18 protein-coding genes are annotated in these 22951 nt (G+C 70.4%); 9 read left to right on the plus strand and 9 right to left on the minus strand.

Going from position 1 to position 22951, the window contains the following annotated elements:
* Positions 1–6 precede the first annotated feature (6 nt).
* The 7 genes from IFU11_RS09395 to IFU11_RS09425 form a co-directional block, all read right to left on the minus strand.
* On the minus strand, positions 7–711 hold the full coding sequence (locus IFU11_RS09395; RefSeq protein WP_192018772.1) for a hypothetical protein: 705 nt from the start codon (positions 709–711) through the stop codon (positions 7–9).
* A gap of 211 nt (positions 712–922) precedes the next feature.
* Positions 923–2050: a zinc-binding dehydrogenase gene (locus IFU11_RS09400; RefSeq protein ID WP_124768656.1), complete on the minus strand. Its 1128-nt coding sequence runs from the start codon at positions 2048–2050 to the stop codon at positions 923–925.
* Positions 2051–2069: 19 nt separating this feature from the next.
* The gene (locus tag IFU11_RS09405; RefSeq protein WP_371742750.1) at positions 2070–2870 is read right to left on the minus strand and encodes an HAD family hydrolase; all 801 of its coding nucleotides are present in this window, start codon (positions 2868–2870) and stop codon (positions 2070–2072) included.
* A complete protein-coding gene (locus IFU11_RS09410) occupies positions 2867–4129 on the minus strand; it encodes a TIGR03364 family FAD-dependent oxidoreductase (RefSeq protein WP_371742751.1) in 1263 nt (420 codons plus the stop codon). Before IFU11_RS09410 ends, IFU11_RS09405 begins: the two co-directional genes overlap by 4 nt.
* Positions 4126–5883, minus strand: a complete 1758-nt coding sequence (gene phnE / locus IFU11_RS09415; protein ID WP_192018773.1) for a phosphonate ABC transporter, permease protein PhnE — start codon at positions 5881–5883, stop codon at positions 4126–4128. The genes IFU11_RS09410 and phnE overlap by 4 nt, the downstream gene beginning before the upstream one ends.
* On the minus strand, positions 5883–6878 hold the full coding sequence (phnC, locus tag IFU11_RS09420; protein WP_192018774.1) for a phosphonate ABC transporter ATP-binding protein: 996 nt from the start codon (positions 6876–6878) through the stop codon (positions 5883–5885). The genes phnE and phnC overlap by 1 nt, the downstream gene beginning before the upstream one ends.
* Positions 6879–6973: 95 nt before the next feature.
* Positions 6974–7894, minus strand: coding sequence for a phosphate/phosphite/phosphonate ABC transporter substrate-binding protein (locus IFU11_RS09425; RefSeq protein WP_192018775.1), 921 nt, complete (start codon positions 7892–7894; stop codon positions 6974–6976).
* Between the two features lie 262 nt (positions 7895–8156).
* On the opposite strand from IFU11_RS09425, the gene IFU11_RS09430 reads away from it, so the two are divergent.
* Together IFU11_RS09430 and IFU11_RS09435 are read left to right on the plus strand one after the other, a co-directional pair.
* A complete protein-coding gene (locus IFU11_RS09430; RefSeq protein WP_342365646.1) occupies positions 8157–9302 on the plus strand; it encodes an alpha/beta hydrolase fold domain-containing protein in 1146 nt (381 codons plus the stop codon).
* A gap of 58 nt (positions 9303–9360) precedes the next feature.
* Complete coding sequence (locus tag IFU11_RS09435; protein ID WP_192018776.1) at positions 9361–10791, plus strand: alanine--tRNA ligase-related protein; 1431 nt, start codon at positions 9361–9363, stop codon at positions 10789–10791.
* Positions 10792–10805: 14 nt separating this feature from the next.
* Here the strand turns inward: IFU11_RS09435 and IFU11_RS09440 are convergent, their stop codons facing one another.
* Both IFU11_RS09440 and IFU11_RS09445 read right to left on the minus strand, forming a co-directional pair.
* Positions 10806–12857 carry a bifunctional lysylphosphatidylglycerol flippase/synthetase MprF gene (locus IFU11_RS09440; RefSeq protein WP_192018777.1) on the minus strand — a complete coding sequence of 684 codons (2052 nt, stop codon included), beginning with the start codon at positions 12855–12857 and terminating at the stop codon, positions 10806–10808.
* 54 nt (positions 12858–12911) lie between these two features.
* Positions 12912–14507 carry a PucR family transcriptional regulator gene (locus IFU11_RS09445; protein WP_192018778.1) on the minus strand — a complete coding sequence of 532 codons (1596 nt, stop codon included), beginning with the start codon at positions 14505–14507 and terminating at the stop codon, positions 12912–12914.
* Positions 14508–14663: 156 nt separating this feature from the next.
* Between IFU11_RS09445 and gabT the strand changes: the two genes are divergently transcribed.
* The 7 genes from gabT to purQ all read left to right on the plus strand — a co-directional run bounded on the left by gabT (position 14664) and on the right by purQ (position 22944).
* Positions 14664–16028 carry a 4-aminobutyrate--2-oxoglutarate transaminase gene (gabT, locus tag IFU11_RS09450; RefSeq protein ID WP_192018779.1) on the plus strand — a complete coding sequence of 455 codons (1365 nt, stop codon included), beginning with the start codon at positions 14664–14666 and terminating at the stop codon, positions 16026–16028.
* A gap of 115 nt (positions 16029–16143) precedes the next feature.
* Positions 16144–17610 carry an NAD-dependent succinate-semialdehyde dehydrogenase gene (locus IFU11_RS09455; protein WP_192018780.1) on the plus strand — a complete coding sequence of 489 codons (1467 nt, stop codon included), beginning with the start codon at positions 16144–16146 and terminating at the stop codon, positions 17608–17610.
* Positions 17611–17835: 225 nt separating this feature from the next.
* Positions 17836–19194 carry a flavin monoamine oxidase family protein gene (locus tag IFU11_RS09460; protein WP_192018781.1) on the plus strand — a complete coding sequence of 453 codons (1359 nt, stop codon included), beginning with the start codon at positions 17836–17838 and terminating at the stop codon, positions 19192–19194.
* 215 nt (positions 19195–19409) lie between these two features.
* Complete coding sequence (locus IFU11_RS09465; RefSeq protein WP_192018782.1) at positions 19410–20306, plus strand: universal stress protein; 897 nt, start codon at positions 19410–19412, stop codon at positions 20304–20306.
* Entirely contained in the window at positions 20303–21880 is a 1578-nt protein-coding gene (locus tag IFU11_RS09470) for an APC family permease (RefSeq protein WP_079705048.1), read from the plus strand. Before IFU11_RS09465 ends, IFU11_RS09470 begins: the two co-directional genes overlap by 4 nt.
* 105 nt (positions 21881–21985) lie before the next feature.
* Positions 21986–22246 carry a phosphoribosylformylglycinamidine synthase subunit PurS gene (gene purS / locus IFU11_RS09475; RefSeq protein ID WP_064294182.1) on the plus strand — a complete coding sequence of 87 codons (261 nt, stop codon included), beginning with the start codon at positions 21986–21988 and terminating at the stop codon, positions 22244–22246.
* Positions 22243–22944 (plus strand): phosphoribosylformylglycinamidine synthase subunit PurQ, encoded by a 702-nt coding sequence (gene purQ / locus IFU11_RS09480; protein WP_137242334.1) that lies wholly within the window; start codon positions 22243–22245, stop codon positions 22942–22944. The genes purS and purQ overlap by 4 nt, the downstream gene beginning before the upstream one ends.
* The last annotated feature ends 7 nt before the right edge of the window (positions 22945–22951 follow it).

The raw sequence follows: 22951 nt of genomic DNA on the forward strand, positions 1-22951 counted from the left end.
TGCCGGTCAGCTCGTCTTCCGACGGGCACGAAGCCGAGCACTGTCGGCCAGGATGGCCTGCGCATCGGGCAGCGGCCCCTCCGGCACGATGACACCCATGAGCGTGGCCGTCTTCTCGAGTGCGTCGCGTGCATCGTCTGCCGCGAGCCGCGCCTCGACCAGATCGCACTGAGCGTCACTGCCCACCTCGCCGAGGGCTGCGCTGCGTTCCACCAGCTCACGCTGCAGCCGCTCCGCGGTGGCGTACATGCGCGTGAGCGTCCAGAGCGAGGTCCACGGGAGGTCGTCGCTCAGCCCGATGAGGTGGTCGTTGAGCGGGTCGATCCACCGCGACGGCTGGTGCCCGCCGTCCAGGCGACGACGACGGTTGCGTCGTTCGGCCGACACGAGCAGGAAGACGGCGACGAGGATCGCACCGAGCAAGGCGCCGACGACGTCGAGTCCGGGCGCCCAATCCGGGTCGAAGCCGGGGAGCGACACGGACGAGCGTTCGTCGTGGACGATCGACCACTCGACGAGTACGCCCACCGTCGCGCCGATGACGAAGCCCGCGAGCAGGAGGAAGGCACCGAGCAGGAGCGTGATCCTCCGCCGCAGCTGGTGGCCGCGCTGCTGATCCTCGGTGAGCTCACCTCGTTCCGCGAACGGATCCACGACCATGAGGCGACCACCGACACGGACCACACCAGGGTGGCGAGTCGTGACCGTCATGGCCCGAGGATACCCCACAAGGTGGGTCATGCGGCAGGATTCACGAGTCGAGATCGGCGGAAATCCGCGGTGGATCGGCCGTCGTGACCCCCGGAATGGGGGCGCTCGAAGGGGTCACGCCGCCCCAGGGAGCCGTCGCCGAGCCGTCGACGGAACCCAGCCAGGCTCACCGGACGATCTGCGCCAGGTCGAAGCGCACCCCGTGGTCCGTTCAGGGCCGGACACCGACGCGCGGGAAGGCGCCCGATGCAGCTGCGACGAGCGCCTCGTCGACGTCCTGCAAGGGGAACTCCGGACCCACGAGTTCGGCGAACGGATACCGACGCCACGCACCGGTCAGGAAGTCGACCGCGCGTGCCAGATCCCGCGGTCGGTAGTTGTGTGCGCCACGCACCGTGAGGAGGCGTCGGACGATGCGTTCGGCGTCGATGCCGAGCGGCGCACCGGGCGACACGCTGCCGACGAGGACCGCCGTCCCGCCGATCGACAGCGACGCGATGGCGGCGTCGACGGCACGGGCGTCGCCGGACATCTCGATGGCCACCGGGAAGCCCTCCACGCCCGCCGCCAGGTGCGCGGCGTCGAGGTGCTCGGCGGCACCGATCGTGGGGTCGACCGTCGCGATGGCGCCGAAGCGACCGGCGAGCAGCCGGCGGGCTGGGTCCGGATCGCTCACGACGACGCGCGCGCCGGCGTCGGTCGCGATGGCCGCGACCGTCAGCCCGAGCATCCCGGCGCCGGTCACGAGCACCGCCGTGCCGGGCAGGTCGTGCCCGGCCGCATCCAGTGCGGCGATCGCGGTGGCCGTCGCGCAGGACGCCGGCGCGAAGACGGCGGCGGGCGGCGTCTCCCCCACGATGACGATGGCCGTGCCCTCGAGGAGTTCGACGTGGGTCGCGAACCCACCGCTCAACTCCCACCCGCGGTGCACCCGGTCGTGACCGTACTTCGCGAGCCGGCGGCACTTCTGCTCCAGGCCGGCGGAGCAGCGGTCGCAGACGCCGCAGCTCACGACGACCGACCACACGACCCGCATCCCCGCGACGAGGACGGTCCCGTCCACCGCCGTGACCGGTCCCCCGACCGCCACGACGCGTCCCACCTGTTCGTGCCCGAGGACGAGCGGTGTGGCGGCGTCACGGTGCCCGAGGACGGTGTGCACGTCGGAGCCGCACACGGTCGCCAGTTCCACCTCGACGAGGACGTCCCCCGGCCCGAGCGTCACCCCGGGCACCGCCATCGCCTGGTGCGGGTGCCCCGGCCCCTGCCAGACCATCGCGATCGGCGACGGTCTGATGAAGACGTCGTTGCCCTCGTGCGCGGTGAGCGTCGTGTGCATGGTTCCCCCGGTCGGTCGTTCAGTCGAGACCGAGCAGCGCGGGCAACTCGGCGATGCTCGTGATGATCTCGTCGGCGCCCGCCTCGAGCAGCGTCTCCTCGTCGTGCGCTCCGGTGAGCACCCCGACGACGAGCCCGGCGCCGGCATTCACCCCGGACAGCATGTCGCTGGCCGTGTCGCCGACGACGACCATGGTGTCGACGGCGCTCGCACCGAACCGGAGGAGCGCCGTCAGCGGCAGGTCCGGCGCTGGACGCCCTCGACCGGCGTCGGCGGGCGACAGGGCGTCGTCGGCGAGTTCGGACCACCCGAGGCTCGCGAGGAGCGCGTCGCGCGTGGCGGGGGCGAACCCGGTGGTGAACACGACACCCACGCCGAGCTCGCGAAGCCGCTGCACCGTGTCCTCGGCTCCGGGGATCGCCTCGACGCGACCCTCGCCGACGAGGCGCTCGTAGGCCTCTTCGAAGGTGGCGTTGCCGGAAGCGGCTCGAGCCTCGTCGCCGTCGGTCAGCATGAGGAACACGTCGAGCTTCGACTGGCCCATCGTGTCGCGGACGAGCTCGATGGCCGCGTCGAGCGCGTCCTCGCTGTCGATGCCGATCGTCTCGGCGGCGACGCGGAAGGCGTCTTCGACGACGCCGTCGTCCGAGACCGTCGTCCCGGCGAGGTCGAGGACCACCAGTTCGAGCAGGAGGTCGTCCTCGTGCGCGTCGTCGAACCCGTCCTCCAGCTCGTCGAGGTCGTCGAGGTCGGTCTCCACGTCGTCGTTGAGGTCGGGCGCCGCGGTGCTGTCCTGCTGGGGTCGATCGATGCTGGTCACGAGAGGCCTTTCTGAAGGTGGGCTGATGCGGCACGGATGCTGGTCGGCTGCGCCGGCGAGAAGGTCGGGCCGAGGTGCTCGGCGACGGCCAGCTCGCCGAGTGCGGGTCCGGTGGTCATCCCGATGCCCGTCGTCGCGGCGACCACACGGACGCCCGGGGTCGGTTCGTCGATGAGCAACTCCTCCGGGGCGGTGGCGTAGACGCCCTGCCAGCGTTCGAGGACGTCGAGCCTCGTCCCGAACAGCGCGTTTCCTGCCCGCAGGAGTTCGTCGAAGGCGTGCTCGGACTGGAACGGGGAGACCGCCTCGCCGCGGCTGTGGGTGTCGCCGAGGATGATCGAGCCGTCCGGCAACTGGGTCGCCATGAGGTTGACGTCGAGCGAGGCGAGCCCGGGGTGATCCTGCTGCAGTCGCTCCCGGAGGGCCGGGATGGCGGGCGAGTCGGCGAATCCCGCGTAGCGCAGGAGTGACCATCCGGTCAGGAGTGGCGCCGGCATCGGCTTCGGCAGCTCGGCGCGCACCCGGACCATGTCGAGCGCGCATCGACGGACGACCGCCCGCTCGGCCAGCTCGGGGAGGAGGGTGTCGATGTCGTGGTTCACCGCGACCACGGTGAGGCCTGCGGCGATGACGCCGCGGCTGGTGTCGACGAAGCCGGAGCGCAGTCCCGTCACGGTCGTCCGGCGTCGGAACTCGACACCGCGGCGTTCCAGGTACGCCGTGACGGCGCCCAGGGCCTGACGCGGGTTCACCTGGAGGTCGCGTGGCAGCCAGGCGCCGCCCACCACGTCGGCGGCGCTGACCGGCACCTGCTGCAGGAACTCGGCCGCGTCGTACAGGCGGACGTCGGCCGCGGCTCCCGCCTGGGCACGGGACGCCGCGAAGTCCTCGAGGACGCGCAACTCGTCGAGGTGCCGGGCGACCACGTGCGTGCCCGAGCGCCGGACCCACAATCCCGCGTCCTGCTCGAGTCGCTGCCAGATCTCGGCCGAACGCGCGGCGAGGCGAGCTGCGAGCCCGGCCTGCGGCGTCGCGGCCAGATGGCCGAAGTTGCGGACCGACGCACCCTGGGCTTCGGCCGAGCGTTCGACGACCACGACCTCGGCACCGGCGTCCACGGCGGCGAGCGCCGCCGACAGCCCGACGATGCCGGCTCCGACGATCACGACGTCCGCGCGATCAGCCGAGGCACCGAGCGAGCCGACACCGAGGCCGACCCGCGCCGCCGACACCCCGCCGCTCATCCGTCGTCCGTTCACGAGAACACCCTCCGCATCCACATGGCGATGCCCTCGACGACGAGGACGACCGCGAGGATCATCAGCACGATGGCCGTGACCTGGTCGTAGTTCCCGCCCTGGTCCGCCTGGATCAGGTAGTAGCCGATGCCGCCTCCGCCGACGATGCCGAGCATGGTCGCGGCGCGGATGTTCGTGTCGAGCGTGTAGAAGGTGTGCCCGACCAGTGCGCGGGCACCCTGCGGGAGCGTCGCGGCGGCGTAGACCTGCGGTCGCGTCGCACCGACGGCGGTCAGCGCGCGTTCCGGTCCGGGCGCGACCTCCTCGAAGGAGTCCGCGATGAGCTTGCCGAGGAGGCCGATCCCGCAGATGCCGAGCGCGAGCGTCCCCGCCTGGGCACCGAGCCCGGTGACGACGATGAGGAGGATCGCGAGGATGAGCTCCGGGATGCCGCGGATGCCGACGAGCGCGAACCGGGCGCCGGTGCGGACACCGCGGTTCGGGGCGACGTTCCGAGCGGCGAGGGACCCGATGACGATCGAGCAGACGAGGGCGATGAGGGTCGCCGCGAAGGCGATTGCGACGGTCTCGAACATCGCCTCGACCATCTGCTCCGTCGTGCGCATGCCGAACGACGGCGGCCAGAGTCGGACGAGGACGTCGGGGGCCTTCGCCCAGAACGTCACGAGGTCGCCCCATTGGATGTCGGACACGACGACGCCCCAGACCACGACCGCCACGGCGAGCCAGGCACCGACGGTGTCGCGGACGCGGGCCGGCGTCCAGGGGCGCTTCGCTGCAGCGGCGATCCGGGATTCGGCGCTCGGAGTGGCGGCCGTCCGGCTGCTCCCGCTCGCCACGCGACGTGCCTCCCGGCCCGCGGCCACCCGACGCACGACGCGGTCACCGAGTCCGCGTCCGGTCGGCTGCACCCCGAGCATCACGGTCCGCACGGTGCTCGACACGATCTCCATGACGACGCACAGCGCGAAGATGACGATCGCGAGTCCGATGCCGAGCGAGTAGTCGAGCGATTTGAACGCGAGCGACAGTTCACGGCCGAGGCCGAGGACGCCGACGTAGCCGAGCAGGACCGAACCGCGCAGGTTGATGTCGCCGCGGTGGAGGACCGTTGCCACCCAGGACGGCAGGACCTGCGGCAGGACACCCGAGGTGAACTCCTGCAGCTTCGAGCCGCCGGCCGCCCGGATCGCGAGTCGCGGCCCCTCGTCGACCTGCTCGATCGCGTCAGCGAAGAGCTTCGAGATCATGCCGACGGAGTGCAGCCCGATCGCGATGATGCCGGGCAGCGAGCCGAGCGAGAACATGAGCACGAGGATCATCGCGATGACGACGTCCGGCACGGCACGGCTGAGCACGCCGACGAACCGACCGACCGCGCGCCACGCCGGTCCTGGGGTCGTGTTGGCGGCTGCGAGGTACGCGACCGGGATCGACAGCACCGCAGCGAGGACGGTGCCGGAGATGACGATCCCGAGGGTCAGGGCGGTGAGCGACAGCAGTTCCCCGGGCGGCGGGAACGTGATCGTGCCCACCCGGTTGAAGAAGTTGACCGCGTTGCCCCAGCTCGCCACCATGTTCGGGATCGAGATCCCGACCTCGAGGAGCGAGTAGACCGAGAACGCGAGCAGCGCGACGAGCGTGAGCACGGCGGCGATCGTCTGCGGGCGGAGCCGACCGACCGGGACGGGTCCGGAGAGTTTTGGTGGGCGGCCGGCGGGCGGTGCCGTCTTCGCGGGCGCGGTGACGACCATCAGCGGGTCCTGCCAGGTCGACGGAGCTCGTCGGGCTCGCGGCCGTCGACATCGGCGTCGAACTCCCACTCCGGGTCGTCGGGCAGTTCGTCCTCGCCCACGCGCTCCTCGACGCCGAGCAGGCCGCGGAGGTCGTCGTCGGGGTCGCCGAGCAGCTCATCGGTCTCCAACTCAACCGCGATCGCCTGCAGCTCACGGGTGCTCGTCGCGACCCGGCCGTAGATCTCCATCACCTCGGTCTTCGACAGGCCGTCGGTCGTGGTGTCGAGGACCACCTCGCCGTGGCGGAGGCCGACGATGCGGTCGCCCCAGGAGAGCGCGAGGTCGACCTGGTGCAGGCTGCACACGACGGTGAGTCCGCGGTCGATCGCGATCTCGCGGATGAGGGCCATCACCTGCTCGCTCGACTCCGGGTCGAGGGAGGCGACGGGCTCGTCGGCGAGGAGGATCTCGGGGTCCTGCATGAGCGCTCTGGCGATGGCGACGCGCTGCTGCTGACCGCCGGAGAGGGTGTCGGCGCGCTGGTAGGCGCGCTCGAGGAGCCCGACGCGGTCGAGGTGGCCGAGGGCCTTGAGTTTCAGGGTGCGGCCGTAGCCGAAGATGCCGAGACGCGGTCCGCGGACGCCCGCCAGCGAACCGGTCAGGACGTTCTCGAGGACGGTGAGCGACGGGACCAGCTCGAACTGCTGGAAGACGAACCCGACGCGGGCGCGGAGCCGGCGCAGGGCGCGCTGCCCGAGGGCCGGCACCTCGTCGCCGAGGACAGAGACGGACCCGGCGGTGGGCCGCTCGAGACCGTCCAGGTGACGGAGGAGCGTCGACTTGCCGGAGCCCGACAGACCGAGCAGGACGACGATCTCACCACGACGGATGTCGAGGTCGACGCGCTGCAGGGCGACCGTCCGGTCGAAGCGCTTCGTGACCCCGCGGAGACGCACGAGCGGTTCCGCTCCGTCGGGTGCGGTGCGACGCGCCTGCTGCTCGGTGACGCTCATGACTGCTGCCTCTCGTGGATTGCGGATCATCAACGGCTGTTCCCTGAGCTTGTCGAAGGGCGGTCCTTCGACAAGCTCAGGGACTGGCGCTCAGGTCAGGCCTGGCACTGCTTGGCGTTGGTCTTCTTGCAGATGTCGCGGATGGTGTCGTAGTACGCGTCGTCGACCGGCGAGGTGCCGTAGAAGGTCGCGCGGAAGGCGTCGCTGTCGGCGCTCTTCACGCCGGAGTCGATGATCTGGTCGATCGTGACCTCGGACAGGGCCTTCTCGAGCTTCTCCTTCACGTCGGCGGGCAGCGAGTCGGACTCGACGATCGGCGCACCGGGGACCATCGTGCGGTCGATGACCTTCACGCCGTCGTTCTTCTCGACCTCGGAGTCCTCGGCGAAGCCCGCCTCGCACTCGACGCCCTCGGCGGTCTTCGTCACCGAGACGTCGTGCTTGCCGGCGAAGACCGGGGTGATGTCCTTCTCGGGGTCGATGCCGGCCTCGAGCAGGTTGTAGCTCGGGAAGAGGTACCCGGACGTCGAGGACGGGTCGACGAAGCAGACCTTCTTGCCCTTGAACTCCTCGATCTTCGTGATCGACGAGTCCTTCGGGACGATCGCCTCGGAGTAGTAGCCCGGCTCCTGCCCCTTGTCGGTGATGATCGACGAGATCGGCGTGATCTTGGCCCCGTTGTTGAGCGCGGTCACGTAGGTGAAGCCGGAGAAGGAGGCGACGTCGATCTTGCCGGCGACGGCCGCCTCGATGAGGGCCGCGTAGTCGGTCGACTCGTGGTACTCGACCTTCTTGCCGGTCTCCTGGGCGATGTAGTCCATGAGCGGCTGGTAGTTGGTCTGCGTGTCGACCGAGTCGGGGACGACGCCGAAGACCAGGGTCTGGTCGTCGACCGCGAAGGTCCCGGCCGCGGCGGAACCGGTGTCGCTGGCGCTGGCGCTCGAGCAGGCGGCCAGGCCGATCGAGAGGAGGGCGGCGGCGCCGAGCGCAGCGACGCGGGTGAGGGAGAGCTTCATGTGCTGGGACGTACCTTTCAGAAGGACCGATGCACCCGCCCGCTCCGCGCGTGGCTCCGGTGGAGCGGAACCGCGAGTGACCGACGCGGGCACTGCTGTGTGCCGTACGTGTGATCACGCTACGAGCGGCACCCGAACAGGGCCGGGCCTCCCGGTGAACAGGAGGTGAAGCCGCGCGGAAGGATCGATCAGGCAAGCCACGGTCGTCGTCTGCCGAGCCCGCCTAGACTGCTGGAATCCGCCCATCCGAGCAGCAAGGCAGGTGAGTCGTTTGCCCCTCGACCCGATCTTCGTCGAACGAGCGCGGACGCACCGCGCCTACCTCATCTCGACCGCACTCGAGCAGGCGAAGGCCTTCTTCCTGCGGCCGAAGACGACCACCGTCGCGCGCCCGAAGCCCGCTCCCGCGGCGGACCCGAAGGCGACATCCCCGAAGGCCGCCGGACCGAAGGCGAAGCCCTCGAGCCCGACGGCGAAGGCAACCACCGCCGCACCCCGCCGCAAGAAGACGCGCGCACAGCACCGCAAGGCGGCGCGGAACTGGGACAAGAAGGAGCTCGCGACCGTCGGCGTCCCGGGCCCGGAGCTACGCATCGAGGAGCACACGATCCCGGTCGCCGGCTTCCCCGACGTCCGCATCCGGCTCTACCACCCGCCGACGGCCGAGGGCGACCAGGCGGTGCCCGCGGTCCTGTCCTTCTTCGGTGGGGCGTTCCGCATCGGCGGGATCGACTACCCGACGACCGACGCGGGGTTCCGTCGTCGGGCGGCCGACGCCGGCGTGGTCGTCGCCGCCGTCGACTACGCGCTCGCTCCCGAGCACCGGTACCCGACGCAGCTGGAGCAGGCCCATGCGGCGCTCGAGTGGCTGTTCGCCGAGGCCGCGACGCTCGGGATCGACTCGGGGCGGATCGCCGTCGCCGGGGTGTCCGCCGGCGGCAGCATCGCGGCGGCGCTGACGCTCGTGAACCGCGAACGCGGCCGGCTGCCCATCCGACTCCAGCTACTCGAGGTGCCGGTCACGGACCTCACCGGCGGCCACATCGACCTCCGTCCCGTGCGGGAGATGGGCATCCCGAGGATCTTCGCGATCAAGGAGCTGCGTTCCGTCGCGAAGACCTACCTCCTCGATCGACGTCAGGCGAAGGAGCCGCACGCATCGCCCCTCCTCGCCCGTTCGCACGCGGACCTCCCCCGCGCCGTGATCCTCACGGCCGAGTACGACCCCCTCCGCGGCGACGGCGCGGCCTACCTCGCCGCGCTCCGGGCCGACGGCGTCGACGCGAGCGGGACGATGTACCTGGGCGCGACGCACGACACCCCGATCTTCGGCGGCGTACTCCCTGCGGCCCGCCGCTGGCACGACGACGTCGTGACCGCCCTGCGGTCACTCCACGACGCGGACTGAGTCGGGCCGCCGCGCCCACCGGCTTCCCCTCGGGCCGGAAAGCTGGAATCGTGTCGGCATGGACGCCCACGAGATCCGGAACGCCTACCTCGACTTCCTCGAGCGGAACGGCCACGCGCTGATCACGCGGGCGCCGCTCGTCCCGCGGGGCGACACGAGCACCCTGTTCAACGGCAGCGGGATGCAGGCACTCCTGCCGTACCTCCTCGGTGAGGATCACCCCGACGGACGGCGGCTGACCGACAGCCAGCCGTGCGTCCGGGCCCAGGACATCGAGGACGTCGGCGACAACCGGCACACCACCTTCTTCGAGATGCTCGGCAACTGGTCGCTCGGCGACTACTTCAAGGAGACGCAGATCCGGCAGTTCTTCACCTTCCTGGTCGACATCGTCGGGCTGGACCCGGAGCGGATCTCCGTCACCTGCTTCATCGGCGATCCCGCGAACGGCATCCCGCGCGACGACGAGGCCGCGTCGATCTGGGCATCCGTGTTCGCCGAACGCGGGGTCTCCAACGGGATCGCGGAGATCGGCTCCCAGGCCGACGGCGACGCCCGCGGGGTGCGGCCCGGAGAGCGGATCTTCTTCTACGACGGTGGCGAGAACTGGTGGTCCCGCGGCGGGTCACTCGAGGGCACACCGATCGGTGACCCGTGCGGCCCCGACAGTGAGGTGTTCTACGACTTCGGCCCCGAGTACCAGGATCCGTCCTTCGGCCTCGCGCATCCCGCGAGCGACGGCGGACGGTTCATGGAGATCGGCAACCAGGTGTTCATGCAGTACCGCCGACGCGAGGACGGCTCGTTCGAGGAACTCGCCAGACGCAACGTGGACTTCGGCGGCGGCCTCGAACGCATCGCCGCCGCGTCGATCGACTCCGACGACGTCTTCCGCATCTCGCTCCTGTGGCCCATCGTCGAGCGACTCCAGGAGCTCACCGGGAAACGCTACGAGGACGAGACCGCCGCGATGCGCATCATCGCCGACCACCTGCGCGGGGCGACGTTCCTGGCCGTGGACGGGGTGCGTCCGTCGAACAAGGAGCAGGGCTACGTCATGCGGCGACTGCTCCGACGGGCGATCCGGCTCGCGCTCTCGCTCGACCTCCACGAGAACTTCTTCGGCGAGATCGTGCCCGTCATCGCCGGGCTGTACGCCGACGACTACCCGGAGGTGGCCGCCGCCCGCGACGAGGTCGTCGCCGTCCTCGTCAAGGAGGAGCAGTCGTTCCGACGCACGCTGGGCGCTGGCCTCCAGATGGTCCAGGGGTACGCCGGGCGGGTCATGACGGGACACGACGTGTTCCGGCTGTCGGACACGAACGGCTTCCCGAAGGAGCTGACCATCGAGGAGGCCGGGCGCCTCGGCATCGAGGTCGCTTCCGACTGGGAGGCGGAGTTCGCGGCAGCCCTCGCCGAGCAGCGCGCGCGGTCCCGCGGGGCGACGCACCTCGGCGCCGCCGGCCTCCCGGGCGGCGACACCGCCTGAGGGTCGGCCTCCGCTCAGTCGCGCTTGAGCATGTCGATGCCGGCGCCGGCGAACTGCCGAAGCGTCGCGTCCGGCAGGAACGCGCGGGTGAGCGCGGCGGCGATCCGAGTGAGGTCGCCCTCGTCGCGGTACAAGAGGTAGATCGGCTCCGATCGCGGGTTGAACTTCTGCTTGAACCGGTGGAGGGACGAGAAGCCGTACACGGGCTCCAGGATGCCGCTGAGCTGACCCAGCAGGTGCGCGATGCGGCCCTCGTCGTCCTCCACCCGGTGCGCCAGCGGCGCACCCGAGAGCGAGAGGATCTGAGCGCCCTCCTCGGCGAAGCCTTTGGCCGAGGAGGCGATGAGGAACTCCATGACCGATCCGAAGCCCTCCTCGCGTCGCCGCATGAGGTCGAGCGTCCACCCGCGGTGCTCGCTGTCGGGGCCGAATACCGGGAGCCAGCTGAGGAATCCGTCGACGTCGCCGTCGGGTGAGATCGCGAGTGCCAGACGGACCTCCGGGTCGTCGGCCTCCTGCAGGGTCCCGAGGGTGAACCGCATCTCGGGCAGACCCTTGTCGCCGACCCAGCCTTCGGAGATGGCGCGGATCTGCTGTCGGACGCCCCAGGTCTCGGCGGCGTAGGTGCTCATCCGGAAGACCATCCCCTCGCGCTCGGCCTTGTTGAGCGCCGTGCGGATGTTCGACCAGGCCTTGCCGGTGAACGCGAGGCCCGGGAGGTCGACGATCGTGTCGTCGGCGATGATGAGGTCGCGCCATCCCTCGGGCATCGCGTCCTTCGTCGCCTGGCTGGAACTGAAGAAGCACGGGATGAGGGAGTCACGCTCGGCCGCCTGGACGAACTCCTCGACGCTGGCCTGGAGGTGCTCCGGCGGGCCGAGCGGGTCGGCGAGCACGATCGCGACGCCGGCGTGCTTCTGGTAGGGCACGAGGCCCACCGAGGTGCGGAAGTACTCCATGCCGTCCCATGTGGCCATCCAGGAGAGCGAGCCGCCGCCCTCGGTCCGGATGAGCGCGCGGGCGTCGTCCGCCGAGGGCAGATCCTGCTGCTGCTTCCGCCCGACGCCGAGCTGTCGGCGTCGGTGGGACGAGAACGCGCTGCGGGTCGCGACGAGGTAGACGAGGAAGGCGAGCCAGAGCACCGACGTCGCCAGGAACACGTCGGTGTCGCCCCAGTCGATCGGGAGGTCGGCGGGATCGAGCGGCGACAGCGCCAGGTACAGGACCGCGACCAGGACGTTGAGGATCGCCCAGACGACGCTCAGCACCCATGCCCAGCGGCGACCGAGCCGCAGGCCGTTGGCGACCAGGATGATCACGACCGTGTCGAGCGCGACGTCCAGCCACGGCCCCTCCGCCGGAGCGGTCGGACCGAACGGACCGTTGGTCGGCACGAGCAGGGCGACGATCTGGACGACACCGAGGGCCACGCTCGTCGTGAACGCGAGTAGTCGGCGCTCGCGGACGCTGGCCCGCTGGATGCGGAAGGAACGGTTCACCGCGAGGACGAAGAGCACCGCGAAGGCGTGCTCGAGGTCCGCGAGCGAGCCGATGAAGAGGACCCCGATCGCGGCGTAGGACGCGACGATGATCCAGCCCCGCTGCCGCCACGGTGAGGCGAAGAGCGACACACACGCGGCGAAGCACGCCATCGTCCCGCCGGAGGGACCGACGTCGAGCATCCCGGCGAGGCTCGTCGCCCACGGCCAGGGCAGCTGACTGGCGGCCCAGAGGAATCCGGCGGTGGCGAGGACGGCGACGAGCTGACCGGCGGCGAAGGTGATGAGCGCCACCTTCGATCCCCGCCACCACTCCAGCAGGCCGACCCAGGCGAACCCGATCACCGCGAACACGTAGGCCCACGGCTCCACGACGAGGAACGTCCCGGTGACAGGAGTCCACCAGCGTCCCGCCTCGAAGGCGGGCAAGCCGTAGGCGACCGCGTCCCACCATGGTTGCGCCGTCGTCGACTCCCAGAGGCCACGCCCGACGACGCCCACAACGAGGATGACCAGCACCAGGGCGATCGTGACCGGCACCCGGGCGACCACCGTTCGGATCCTCATGCGCGCTGCCCCCTTCGTGGTTCCACGGAGCACACGCGCGCCGTGCGGTCGAGGCTACAGAACGGCCGCGCGCGAACGCAACGCATCGCCGTCCGACAGGCTGACCAGTGCGAGCCAGAGTTCGGCCCGAGCGGCGAAGGTGTCGAGCGGTCGCCCGAGCACCTGCTCCACCCGGGTGATGCGGTTGCGGAGCGTGTGTCGATGGATCCCGAGTCGCCGTGCTGCGGGCTCCCACTGACCATTCGCCTCGAGCCAGCCGCGCAGGCTCGGCACGAGGTCGGAGCCCTCCTCGCGGTCGACGCGGAGCACGGGCTCGAGCAGTTCCTCGGCCACGGCGGCGGCACGCAAGGGGTCGAGCAACCCGGCCATCCCCGCCGCGGCGAGCGCCCCGAACCGCACGACGGCCTCGCCGGCGGAGACGGCGTGCTCGTGTGCGGAGACCGCCTGCTCGATCCCCGTCGTCAGTTCGGCGAGCGCGACGGCTCGGGAGAGGCCGAGCCGCCGAGCGGGGGCCGCCGCGATCACCGCCTCGACCGCCCGGTCAACGGCCGTCTCGGTGTCCCCCTCGGCCGCTGCGAGGAGGAGGACGGGCCGTCCGTCCTGTTCGGCGACGAAGAGCGAACCCGGACTGAGCGTCTCGGCCCGTTCCAGCTCGGTGAGGAGCGCCTCGCGCCCTTCGGTCGGCCCGGAGCAGACGCCGACACGAACCGCTCCGGTCGGCAACGGCGTACCGAGCTGTTCGGCGACCTCGCGCGCCGCGGGGGTCTGTCCGGCGCGGAGCAGCTGCCAGACACCGGTGCGCAGCGAGCGCCCCGCCCGTCCGAGCGCGCCGCCCTGCTCGAGGGTGAGCCCGGCGATGGCGACGACGGAGGTCACGACGCTCTGGGCCGCGGCGTCCAACGGGCCGTCGGTCCCGGCGATGGCGAGCACGCCCCGGAGGTCCCCGCGCCGGCCGAGGGTCTGCAGCGAGACCGTGCGGGTGCGGCTCGCGAGCGTCGCACCCGACCGCTGTCCGCGGCTCAGAAGCATGGTGGCCTCGCCGGCCACCCGCTCCAGGAGGCGCTCGGTCTCGGGACCGGCGGTGGGCCCGTCGCCCGCGATCGCCACCGGCGTCGCATGCGCGTCGAAGAGCACGACCCAGGCACCGAGGGACCGCGCGAGTTCGGTGACGACGGCGGCCGTCGCGTCGGGGCGGAGCGCGGCGAACGCGATGGCGCGCTGGGCGCCCAGGGCCCAGGCGTCCCTCGCCCGTGCCGCCTCGGTCAGCAGGTCGGCCGCGTACCGGATGACGGCGATGAACGGCGTGCGGTACGGAACCTCGATGAGCGGCATCCCGTGCGCCGCGCAGGCCTCCGCGAGTTCCGGCGGCGTCCCGGCCGTGATCACCTCAGTACCGAACCCCAGTCCGGCGACACCGGCGTCGGCGAGACGGGCGACGTACGCCTCGACCTGCGTCGTCGACACCGCGGTCCCGAACTGCGTGCCCGTCGTGAGCAGCACCTGATCGGCGAGGAGGAACGGCGTGGGGTCCGGGAGGTCGGATCCGGAGACCCAGGCGACCTGCCGGTCGAGCGCGCCCTCGGACCCCGCCACCACGAGCTTCAGGCCGAGCGCACGGTGGTCGAGAAGGTCCTGCAGCGTCGGTGCCATGGCGTGAGTCTACGCACGGATGCCGGATCGTCCAACTGATGCCAGGTGCATGGACAGACTGTCGACTGCCTCGACGCGAGCCGCTGCCTAGCCTGGGTGCACTGCTCGCGGACGACCTCGGCGCCCCCGCCGGACGCGGCAGCCGAAGGAGTACCGATGACGAGCAGCACCGCAGCCCCCGCGCCCTCCATCCTCGGCGGACCCTCGCTCCCCCAGGAACGTCGCCTCGTCACCGCCATCCCCGGACCGATCTCCGAGGAACTCATGGCCCGGAAGCACGCCGCGGTCGCGTCCGGCGTCGGCACCACGATGCCGGTGTTCGCGGCCGGCGCGGGCGGTGGGGTCCTCGTCGACGTCGACGGCAACTCCCTGATCGACCTCGGGTCCGGCATCGCCGTGACCGGCGTGGGCAACAGCAACCCGCGCGTCGTGGAGGCCGTCACCCGACAGCTGCAGGAGTTCACCCACACCTGCTTCACCATCACCCCCTACGACTCCTACGTCGAGGTCGCCGAGGCGCTCAACCGCCTCACCCCCGGCGACCACACCAAGCGCACGGCGCTGTTCAACTCAGGCGCCGAAGCGGTCGAGAACGCGGTGAAGATCGCCCGCAGCCACACGAAGAAGCAGGCGGTCGTCGCCTTCGACCACGCGTACCACGGCCGCACGAATCTGACCATGGCCCTCACCGCCAAGTCCATGCCGTACAAGAGCGGCTTCGGCCCCTTCGCCTCCGAGGTGTATCGCGCACCGCTGTCCTACCCCTTCCGCGACGGCGGACTGACCGGCCGCGAGGCGGCACAACGCGCGATCACCCAGATCGAGAAGCAGATCGGCGCAGACAACCTCGCGGCGATCATCATCGAACCCATCCAGGGCGAGGGCGGCTTCATCGTCCCGGCGGACGGCTTCCTGCCGACACTGCTCGACTGGGCCCGCGCGAACGACGTCGTCTTCATCGCCGACGAGGTGCAGACCGGCTTCGCCCGTACGGGTGCGATGTTCGCGTCCGAGCACTTCGACATCGTGCCCGACCTCATCATCACCGCCAAGGGCATCGCGGGCGGCCTGCCGCTCTCCGCCGTCACCGGACGCGCGGACATCATGGACGCCCCGCACGCCGGCGGCCTCGGCGGCACCTACGGCGGCAACCCACTCGCCTGTGTCGCTGCCCTTGCGGCGATCGAAGCGTACGAGGAGGAGGACCTCGCAGCCTCGGCCCGGGCGATCGAAACCCGCATCGTCGACCGCTTCACCGCGGCGCAGGCCTCCGACCCCCGCATCGGCGACATCCGCGGGCGCGGCGCCATGATGGCGGTCGAGTTCGTCGACCCAGCGACCGGCGAGCCCGACGCCGCCCTCACGGCACGCGTCGCCAAGGCCGCCCACCAGGCCGGCGTCATCGTCCTCACCTGCGGCACCTACGGCAACGTGGTCCGCTTCCTCCCGCCGCTGACCATCCCCCTCGAGCTGCTCGACGAGGGACTCGACGTCGTCCTCGAGGCGCTCGCCGCGAACTGACGCCACGCCCTTCGACAAGCTCAGGGACCGATGTAGTCGTCCCCGAGCTTGTCGAGGGGCATGCACGCTGAAACACTGTGACCGACGGCACCGACACCACCAAGGAGCTCCACCCATGACCGACGCACGTGAAACCGATCTGCTCGCCAAGGTCCCGAACGGCCTGTTCATCGGAGGCGTCTGGCGCGACGCAACGGACGGCGGGACGCTCGACGTGAGCGACCCGTCCACAGGCGACGTCATCAAGACGATCGCGGACGCCTCGGTCGCCGACGGCACGGCGGCCCTCGACGCCGCGGTCGCAGCACAGGACGAGTGGGCGGCGACCGCTCCCCGCACCCGCTCCAACATCCTCCGGAAGGCCTTCGACCTCCTCCAGGAGCGCCGCGAGGAGTTCGCCCTCCTCATGACGCTCGAGATGGGCAAGCCCCTCGCCGAGGCGAACGGCGAGGTCACCTACGGCGGTGAGTTCCTCCGCTGGTTCTCCGAGGAGGCCGTCCGCATCTCCGGACGCTACGGGTCGAACCCCGAGGGCACCGGCATGATGACCGTCTCGCAGCACCCCGTCGGTCCGTGCTTCCTCATCACCCCGTGGAACTTCCCCCTCGCGATGGCGACCCGCAAGATCGCCCCGGCGCTCGCCGCCGGCTGCACGGTCGTCGTCAAGCCCGCCGAGCTCACCCCGCTCACGACCCTGTACTTCGTGAAGCTGCTCGAGGACGCCGGGCTCCCCGCCGGCGTCGTGAACGTGATCACCACCTCCAGCTCCTCCGCAGTCTCCGGCCCGATCATCGCCGATCCGCGGCTCCGCAAACTGAGCTTCACGGGTTCGACGGCCGTCGGTCAGAAGCTCATCGAGCAGTCCGCGAAGAACGTCCTCCGCACCTCGATGGAGCTCGGCGGCAACGCCCCGTTCGTGGTGTTCGAGGACGCCGACCTCGACAAGGCCGTGGAGGGCGCGATGGCCGCCAAGTTCCGCAACATCGGACAGGCGTGCACGGCGGCGAACCGCTTCATCGTCCACCGCGACGTCGCGGACGAGTTCGCGAAGCGCGTCACCGAGAAGGTCAACGCGTTCCGCATCGGTCGTGGCACCGAGGACGGCGTGACGATCGGCCCGCTCATCGACGACCGCGCGGTCACGAAGGCGAAGACCCTCGTGGGCGACGCCGTCGAGCGCGGCGCCGAGGTCCTCACCGGCGGCGAGGCCGTCGACGGCCCGGGCACCTTCTTCCAGCCGACGGTCGTCACCGGGGTCGTGCCGGGGTCCGACATCCTCCGCGAGGAGATCTTCGGCCCGGTCCTCGCGATCGTGCCGTTCGACGACGAGGACGAGGCCGTGCGGCTCGCGAACGACACCGAGTACGGGCTCGTCTCCTACGTGTTCACCACCGACCTCGCCCGCGGACAGCGCATGATCGGCCGTCTACAGACCGGCATGATGGGCCTCAATGTCGGCGTCATCTCGAACGCCGCAGCACCGTTCGGTGGCATCAAGCAGTCGGGTATCGGACGCGAGGGCGGGCTCGAGGGCATCCACGAGTACCTGTACACGAAGTACACCATGACGCCCATCGGCTGACACGCGTCGGTCGAAGCGACGGAAACCGTCGCTGATCGTCGTTTCGACCGGCGACCTCGCCATCCTCGGTTCCATCCGACGGCCGGATCCGCCATACTCGACTATCGACGCCGGTGCCGAGCACCGCCCGACACCCGCACCACCCGGCCCCGAGCACCACCCGGTCACCCGAGCACCACCCCGGTCCCTGAGCTTGTCGAAGGGCCACGAACAGGAAGACACCTCATGAGCGCTATCGAACGCGACGTCGTCATCATCGGCGCCGGGGCCTCCGGGCTCACGGCCGCCACCAAGCTCCGCGCGGCGGGCCTGTCCGTCGCCGTCCTCGAGGCGCGTGACCGGGTCGGTGGTCGCCTCTGGACGAACCACATCGACGGAGCCATGCTCGAGCTGGGCGGCCAGTGGGTCTCCCCCGACCAGACCGCGCTGCTCGCCACGCTCGCGGAGCTCGGGCTCGACACCTACTCCCGCTACCGCGAGGGCGACAGCGTCTACGTCGACGCCGAGGGCGTGCGCACCCGCTTCACGGGCGACATCTTCCCCGTCGCCGAGTCGACCGCGGCCGAGATGGAGCGACTCATCACCCTCCTCGACGAGCTCGTCGAGGAGGTCGGCGTCACCGAGCCGTGGGCGCACGCCCGGGCGAAGGAGTACGACCGCATCTCGTGGAGCGCCTGGCTCGCCGACCAGACGGACGACGTCGAGGCGCGCGACAACATCGCCCTCTTCATCGCCGCCGCGATGCTCACGAAGCCCTCCCACTCCTTCTCGCTCCTGCAGGCGCTCCTCATGGCGGCGTCCGCCGGCAGCTTCACCCACCTCGTCGAGGCCGACTTCATCCTCGACAAGCGCGTCGTCGGCGGCCTGCAGCAGGTTCCGATCAAGCTCGCCGAGGCCCTCGGCGACGACGTCCACCTGTCCTCGCCCGTGCGTCGCCTCGAGTGGTCCGACGCCGGCGTCTCGGCCGAGGCGGACAGCGTGACGGTCAACGCGCGGTACGCGATCGTCGCCGTCCCGCCGAACCTCTACTCCCGCATCGACTTCCAGCCGCCGCTGCCGCGCCTCAGCCACCAGATGCACCAGCACATGTCGCTCGGGCTCGTCATCAAGGTCCACGCCGTGTACGAGACGCCGTTCTGGCGCGAGGACGGCCTGTCGGCCACCGCGTTCAGCCCGTACGAGCTCGTCCACGAGGCCTACGACAACACGAACCACGAGGACCCGCGCGGCACGCTCGTCGGGTTCGTCTCGGACGAGCGCGCCGACGAGGTCTTCAAGCTGAGCGCCGAGGAGCGCCGCGAGCGGATCCTCACCTCGCTGTCCCACTACTACGGCGAGCAGGCCCTCTCCCCCGTCGTCTACTACGAGAGCGACTGGGGTAGCGAGGAGTGGACGCGAGGCGCGTACGCGGCGAGCTTCGACCTCGGTGGACTCTCGCGCTACGGCGCCATGCAGTCGACGCCGGTCGGTCCGATCTTCTGGTCGACGAGCGACCTCGCCGCCGAGGGCTACCAGCACGTTGACGGCGCGATCCGCAAGGGCGCCGACACCGCTGAGGCGATCATCGCCCGCCACCAGGCGTAAGCGTCTCCCGGTTCCTGAGCCTGTCGAAGGGCCTCGGTCCCTGCCCTTCGACAAGCTCAGGAACCGCGTGTCGAAGGGCGCTCCGCTCCTCGCCCACCGCCTCCGGTCCCTGAGCTTGTCGAAGGGCCACCCCCGTCGATACCCTGCACCAACGAAACACCCGCACACCGCCGTGCAGTCCGGCACCTTCGCACCCGATCGAAAGCGAACACCAGATGAGATACATCGTTGGCTACACCGATACGCCGGCAGGACGCGACGCGCTCGCGCTCGGCATCCGGATCGCTCGGACCACCGGAGCCCGGCTCGACATCGTCCTCGTGCTCGCGAACGAGGAACGCCCGACGATCACCCCGGCCGATCCCGGGTACGAGCGGTTCCTCCGTGAGACGGCCGAACGCTGGCTCGCCGAGGCGCTCGACGCGGTCCCAGCCGACATCACGGCCAAGACGCACCTCGTGTACGACGAGTCGTTCGCGGAGGGCCTCTTGGAGGCCTCCCGCATCCTCGAGGGCGGGCTCATCATCATCGGTGCGGCGCGCGGCGGACTCCTCGGCCGGTTCACGCTCGGCAGCGTCGCGAACACGCTCCTGCACTCGGCGGTCGTCCCGGTCGCCCTCGCTCCGGTCGGCAGCCGCGACCTCCTCGAAGCGCAGCCCACCGGCGGCACGGTCAGCCGGATCACCTGCGCGATCGGCACCCGTGCCGGCGCGCACCAGCTACTGGACGCGGCGATCGTCGTCGCCAAGAACGCGGTCATCCCGCTCCGCCTGGTCTCGCTCGTCGCGCTCGACCAGCCCGAGGGCGCCGAGCACCCCGAGGCGACCGCCCGGGCCGAGTCGCACGCGGCGGAAGTCCTCGCCTACGCGACCGAGCATCTGCCGAAGGACATCGACGTGACCACCGAGATCGCCTCGGGCACCCGCATCGAGGACGCCGTCTCGCACCTCGAGTGGAAGCCCGCGGAGATCGTGCTCGTCGGTTCCAGCCGACTCGCCACCCCGAAGCACCTCTTCCTCGGCTCCACGGCAGCGAAGATGCTGCGTGAGCTCCCCGTACCCATGGTGGTCGTGCCCCGCGACTCCGTGCTGACCCTCGGAGACCCGACATGACTCCTCCCGAAACCACTCCCCCGCGCGACGTCGCCCACCCCGAGACCACCGCGACGGGCGCCCTCTCCAAGAAGGGCCTCGGCGCCGGCACCGTCGGCCTCGTCGGCGCGATCGTCATCGGCATCTCGTGCATCGCCCCGGCGTACACGCTGACCGGCGCCCTCGGTCCGACCGTCGCGGAGGTCGGCACCCACGTGCCGGCCATCTTCCTCGTCGGCTTCATCCCGATGCTGCTCGTCGCCTTCGGCTACCGGGAGCTCAACAGCCGCATGCCGGACTCCGGCACCTCGTTCACCTGGGCGACGCGCGCGTTCGGCCCGTGGGTCGGTTGGATGGCCGGTTGGGGCCTCATCGCCGCGACCATCGTCGTGCTCTCGAACCTCGCGGGCATCGCGGTCGACTTCTTCTACCTGATGCTGTCGCAGATCTTCCAGAACCCCGACATCGCCGGCCTCACGTCGAACCCGTTCATCAACGTCATCACCTGTCTGGCGTTCATGCTCGGGGCGACGCTCATCTCCTACCGCGACATGCAGACGACGCAGAAGCTGCAGTACGTGCTCGTGGGCTTCCAGTTGCTCGTGATGGTGCTGTTCGGCATCGTCGCCTTCGCGCACGTCGCGGGCGGTGACGCGTTCGACGCCCTCCCGATCTCGCTCGACTGGTTCAACCCGTTCGCCGTCGGGTCGTTCAGCGCCTTCGCCGCCGGCCTCTCGCTCTCCATCTTCATCTTCTGGGGTTGGGACGTCACGCTGACGATGAGCGAGGAGACGAAGGGGTCGAGCTCGACGCCAGGCAAGGCCGCCACGGCCACGGTCGTCATCATCGTCGTCCTCTACCTGTTCCTGTCGGTCGCGCTCATCAACTACGCGGGCGTCGGCGACGGCGAGTTCGGGCTCGGCAACGAGGACATCCAGGGCAACGTGTTCTTCTCGCTCGCGGGGCCCATCCTCGGTCCGCTCGCGATCCTCGTGTCGATCGCGGTGCTGTCGTCCTCGGCCGCCTCGCTGCAGTCGACGTTCGTCTCCCCCGCTCGGACCCTGCTCGCGATGGGGCACTACGGCGCGCTGTCGCCGAAGTTCTCGAAGGTGCACCCGAAGTTCTTCACGCCCGGCTACGCGACGATCGTCTCGAGTGTCGTCGCGTCGGTGTTCTACGCGGTCATGCGCTTCATCTCCGAGGACGTGCTCTGGGACACGATCACGACCCTCGGCATGATGATCTGCTTCTACTACGGCCTGACGGCGTTCGCGTGCGTCTGGTACTTCCGGAAGCAGTGGTTCTCGAGCGCACGGAACTTCTTCTTCCAGTTCTTCTCCCCGCTCGTCGGCGGTCTCATCCTGGGCGTGCTCTTCTTCACCACGATCATCGAGAGCGCGGACCCCGACTACGGCAGCGGCTCGAACATCGGCGGTGTCGGGCTCGTGTTCATCCTCGGCATGATCATCATCGTGGCGGGCATCGTCATCATGCTCATCCAGGCGAAGCTCCGACCGGACTTCTTCCGCAACAAGACGCTCGCCCGCGGCATCGCCGGCGACGCGAACGAAGCGGACGCCGCCCTCCCCGAATGACCCGATGACCTCGACGCCCGTCCGACGCACCGCCGTCGGACGGGCGTCGTGCGCTCGGCGCTAGACTGTTCGCATCCCCGCCGCGTCGCAACGAAAGAGACCTCCGTGCCGACCATCGTCGTAGAAGTCATGCCGAAAGCCGAACTGCTGGACCCCCAGGGCAAGGCCGTCGCCGGCGCCCTCGCGCGTCTCGGCAAGAGCGAGTTCACCGATGTCCGCATCGGCAAGCGCTTCGAGCTCACGGTCGACGGCCCCATCACCGACGCCACGCGCGCCACGGTGCAGCAGATCGCCGACGACATCCTCTCGAACGCCGTGATCGAGGACGTCGTGGCCATCCACTACCCCGAGGGCTCCGAGGCATGACGACCCGTATCGGTGTCATCACCTTCCCCGGTTCGCTCGACGACCGCGACGCCCAGCGCGCGGTCCGCATGGCGGGTGCCGAGGCCGTCGCGCTCTGGCACGGCGACCACGACCTCCAGGGTGTCGACGCCGTCATCCTGCCGGGTGGCTTCAGCTATGGCGACTACCTCCGCGCCGGCGCGATCGCCGCGGTCTCGCCGATCATGACCGAGCTGAAGGACGCCGCCGGCAAGGGCATGCCGATCCTCGGGATCTGCAACGGCTTCCAGATGCTCGTCGAGGCGCACCTGCTGCCCGGCGGCCTCATCCGGAACGCCCACCAGCAGTTCATCCGTCGCGACCAGCTGCTCACGGTCGAGAACGCCGACACCGCCTGGACCCACCAGTTCTCGAAGGGGCAGGAGATCACCATCCCGCTCAAGAACGCCGACGGCGGCTACATCGCCGACGCCGAGACTCTGGCACGCGTCGAGGGCGAGGGCCTGGTCGCCTTCCGCTACGCGGGCGTGAACCCGAACGGTTCGCTCGACGACATCGCCGGCCTCACGAACCCCGCTGGCAACGTCGTCGGGCTCATGCCGCACCCCGAGCACGCGATCGAGCCGGGCTTCGGTCCCGACACCCCGCTCGCCATGCGCTCCGGTGTCGACGGTCTCGCCTTCTTCACGAGCGCCGTGCAGGCGCTCCAGGCGGTCTAGCCAACAC

The organism is Plantibacter sp. CFBP 8804 (genome assembly GCF_014841225.1).
Taxonomy (GTDB): domain Bacteria; phylum Actinomycetota; class Actinomycetes; order Actinomycetales; family Microbacteriaceae; genus Plantibacter; species Plantibacter auratus.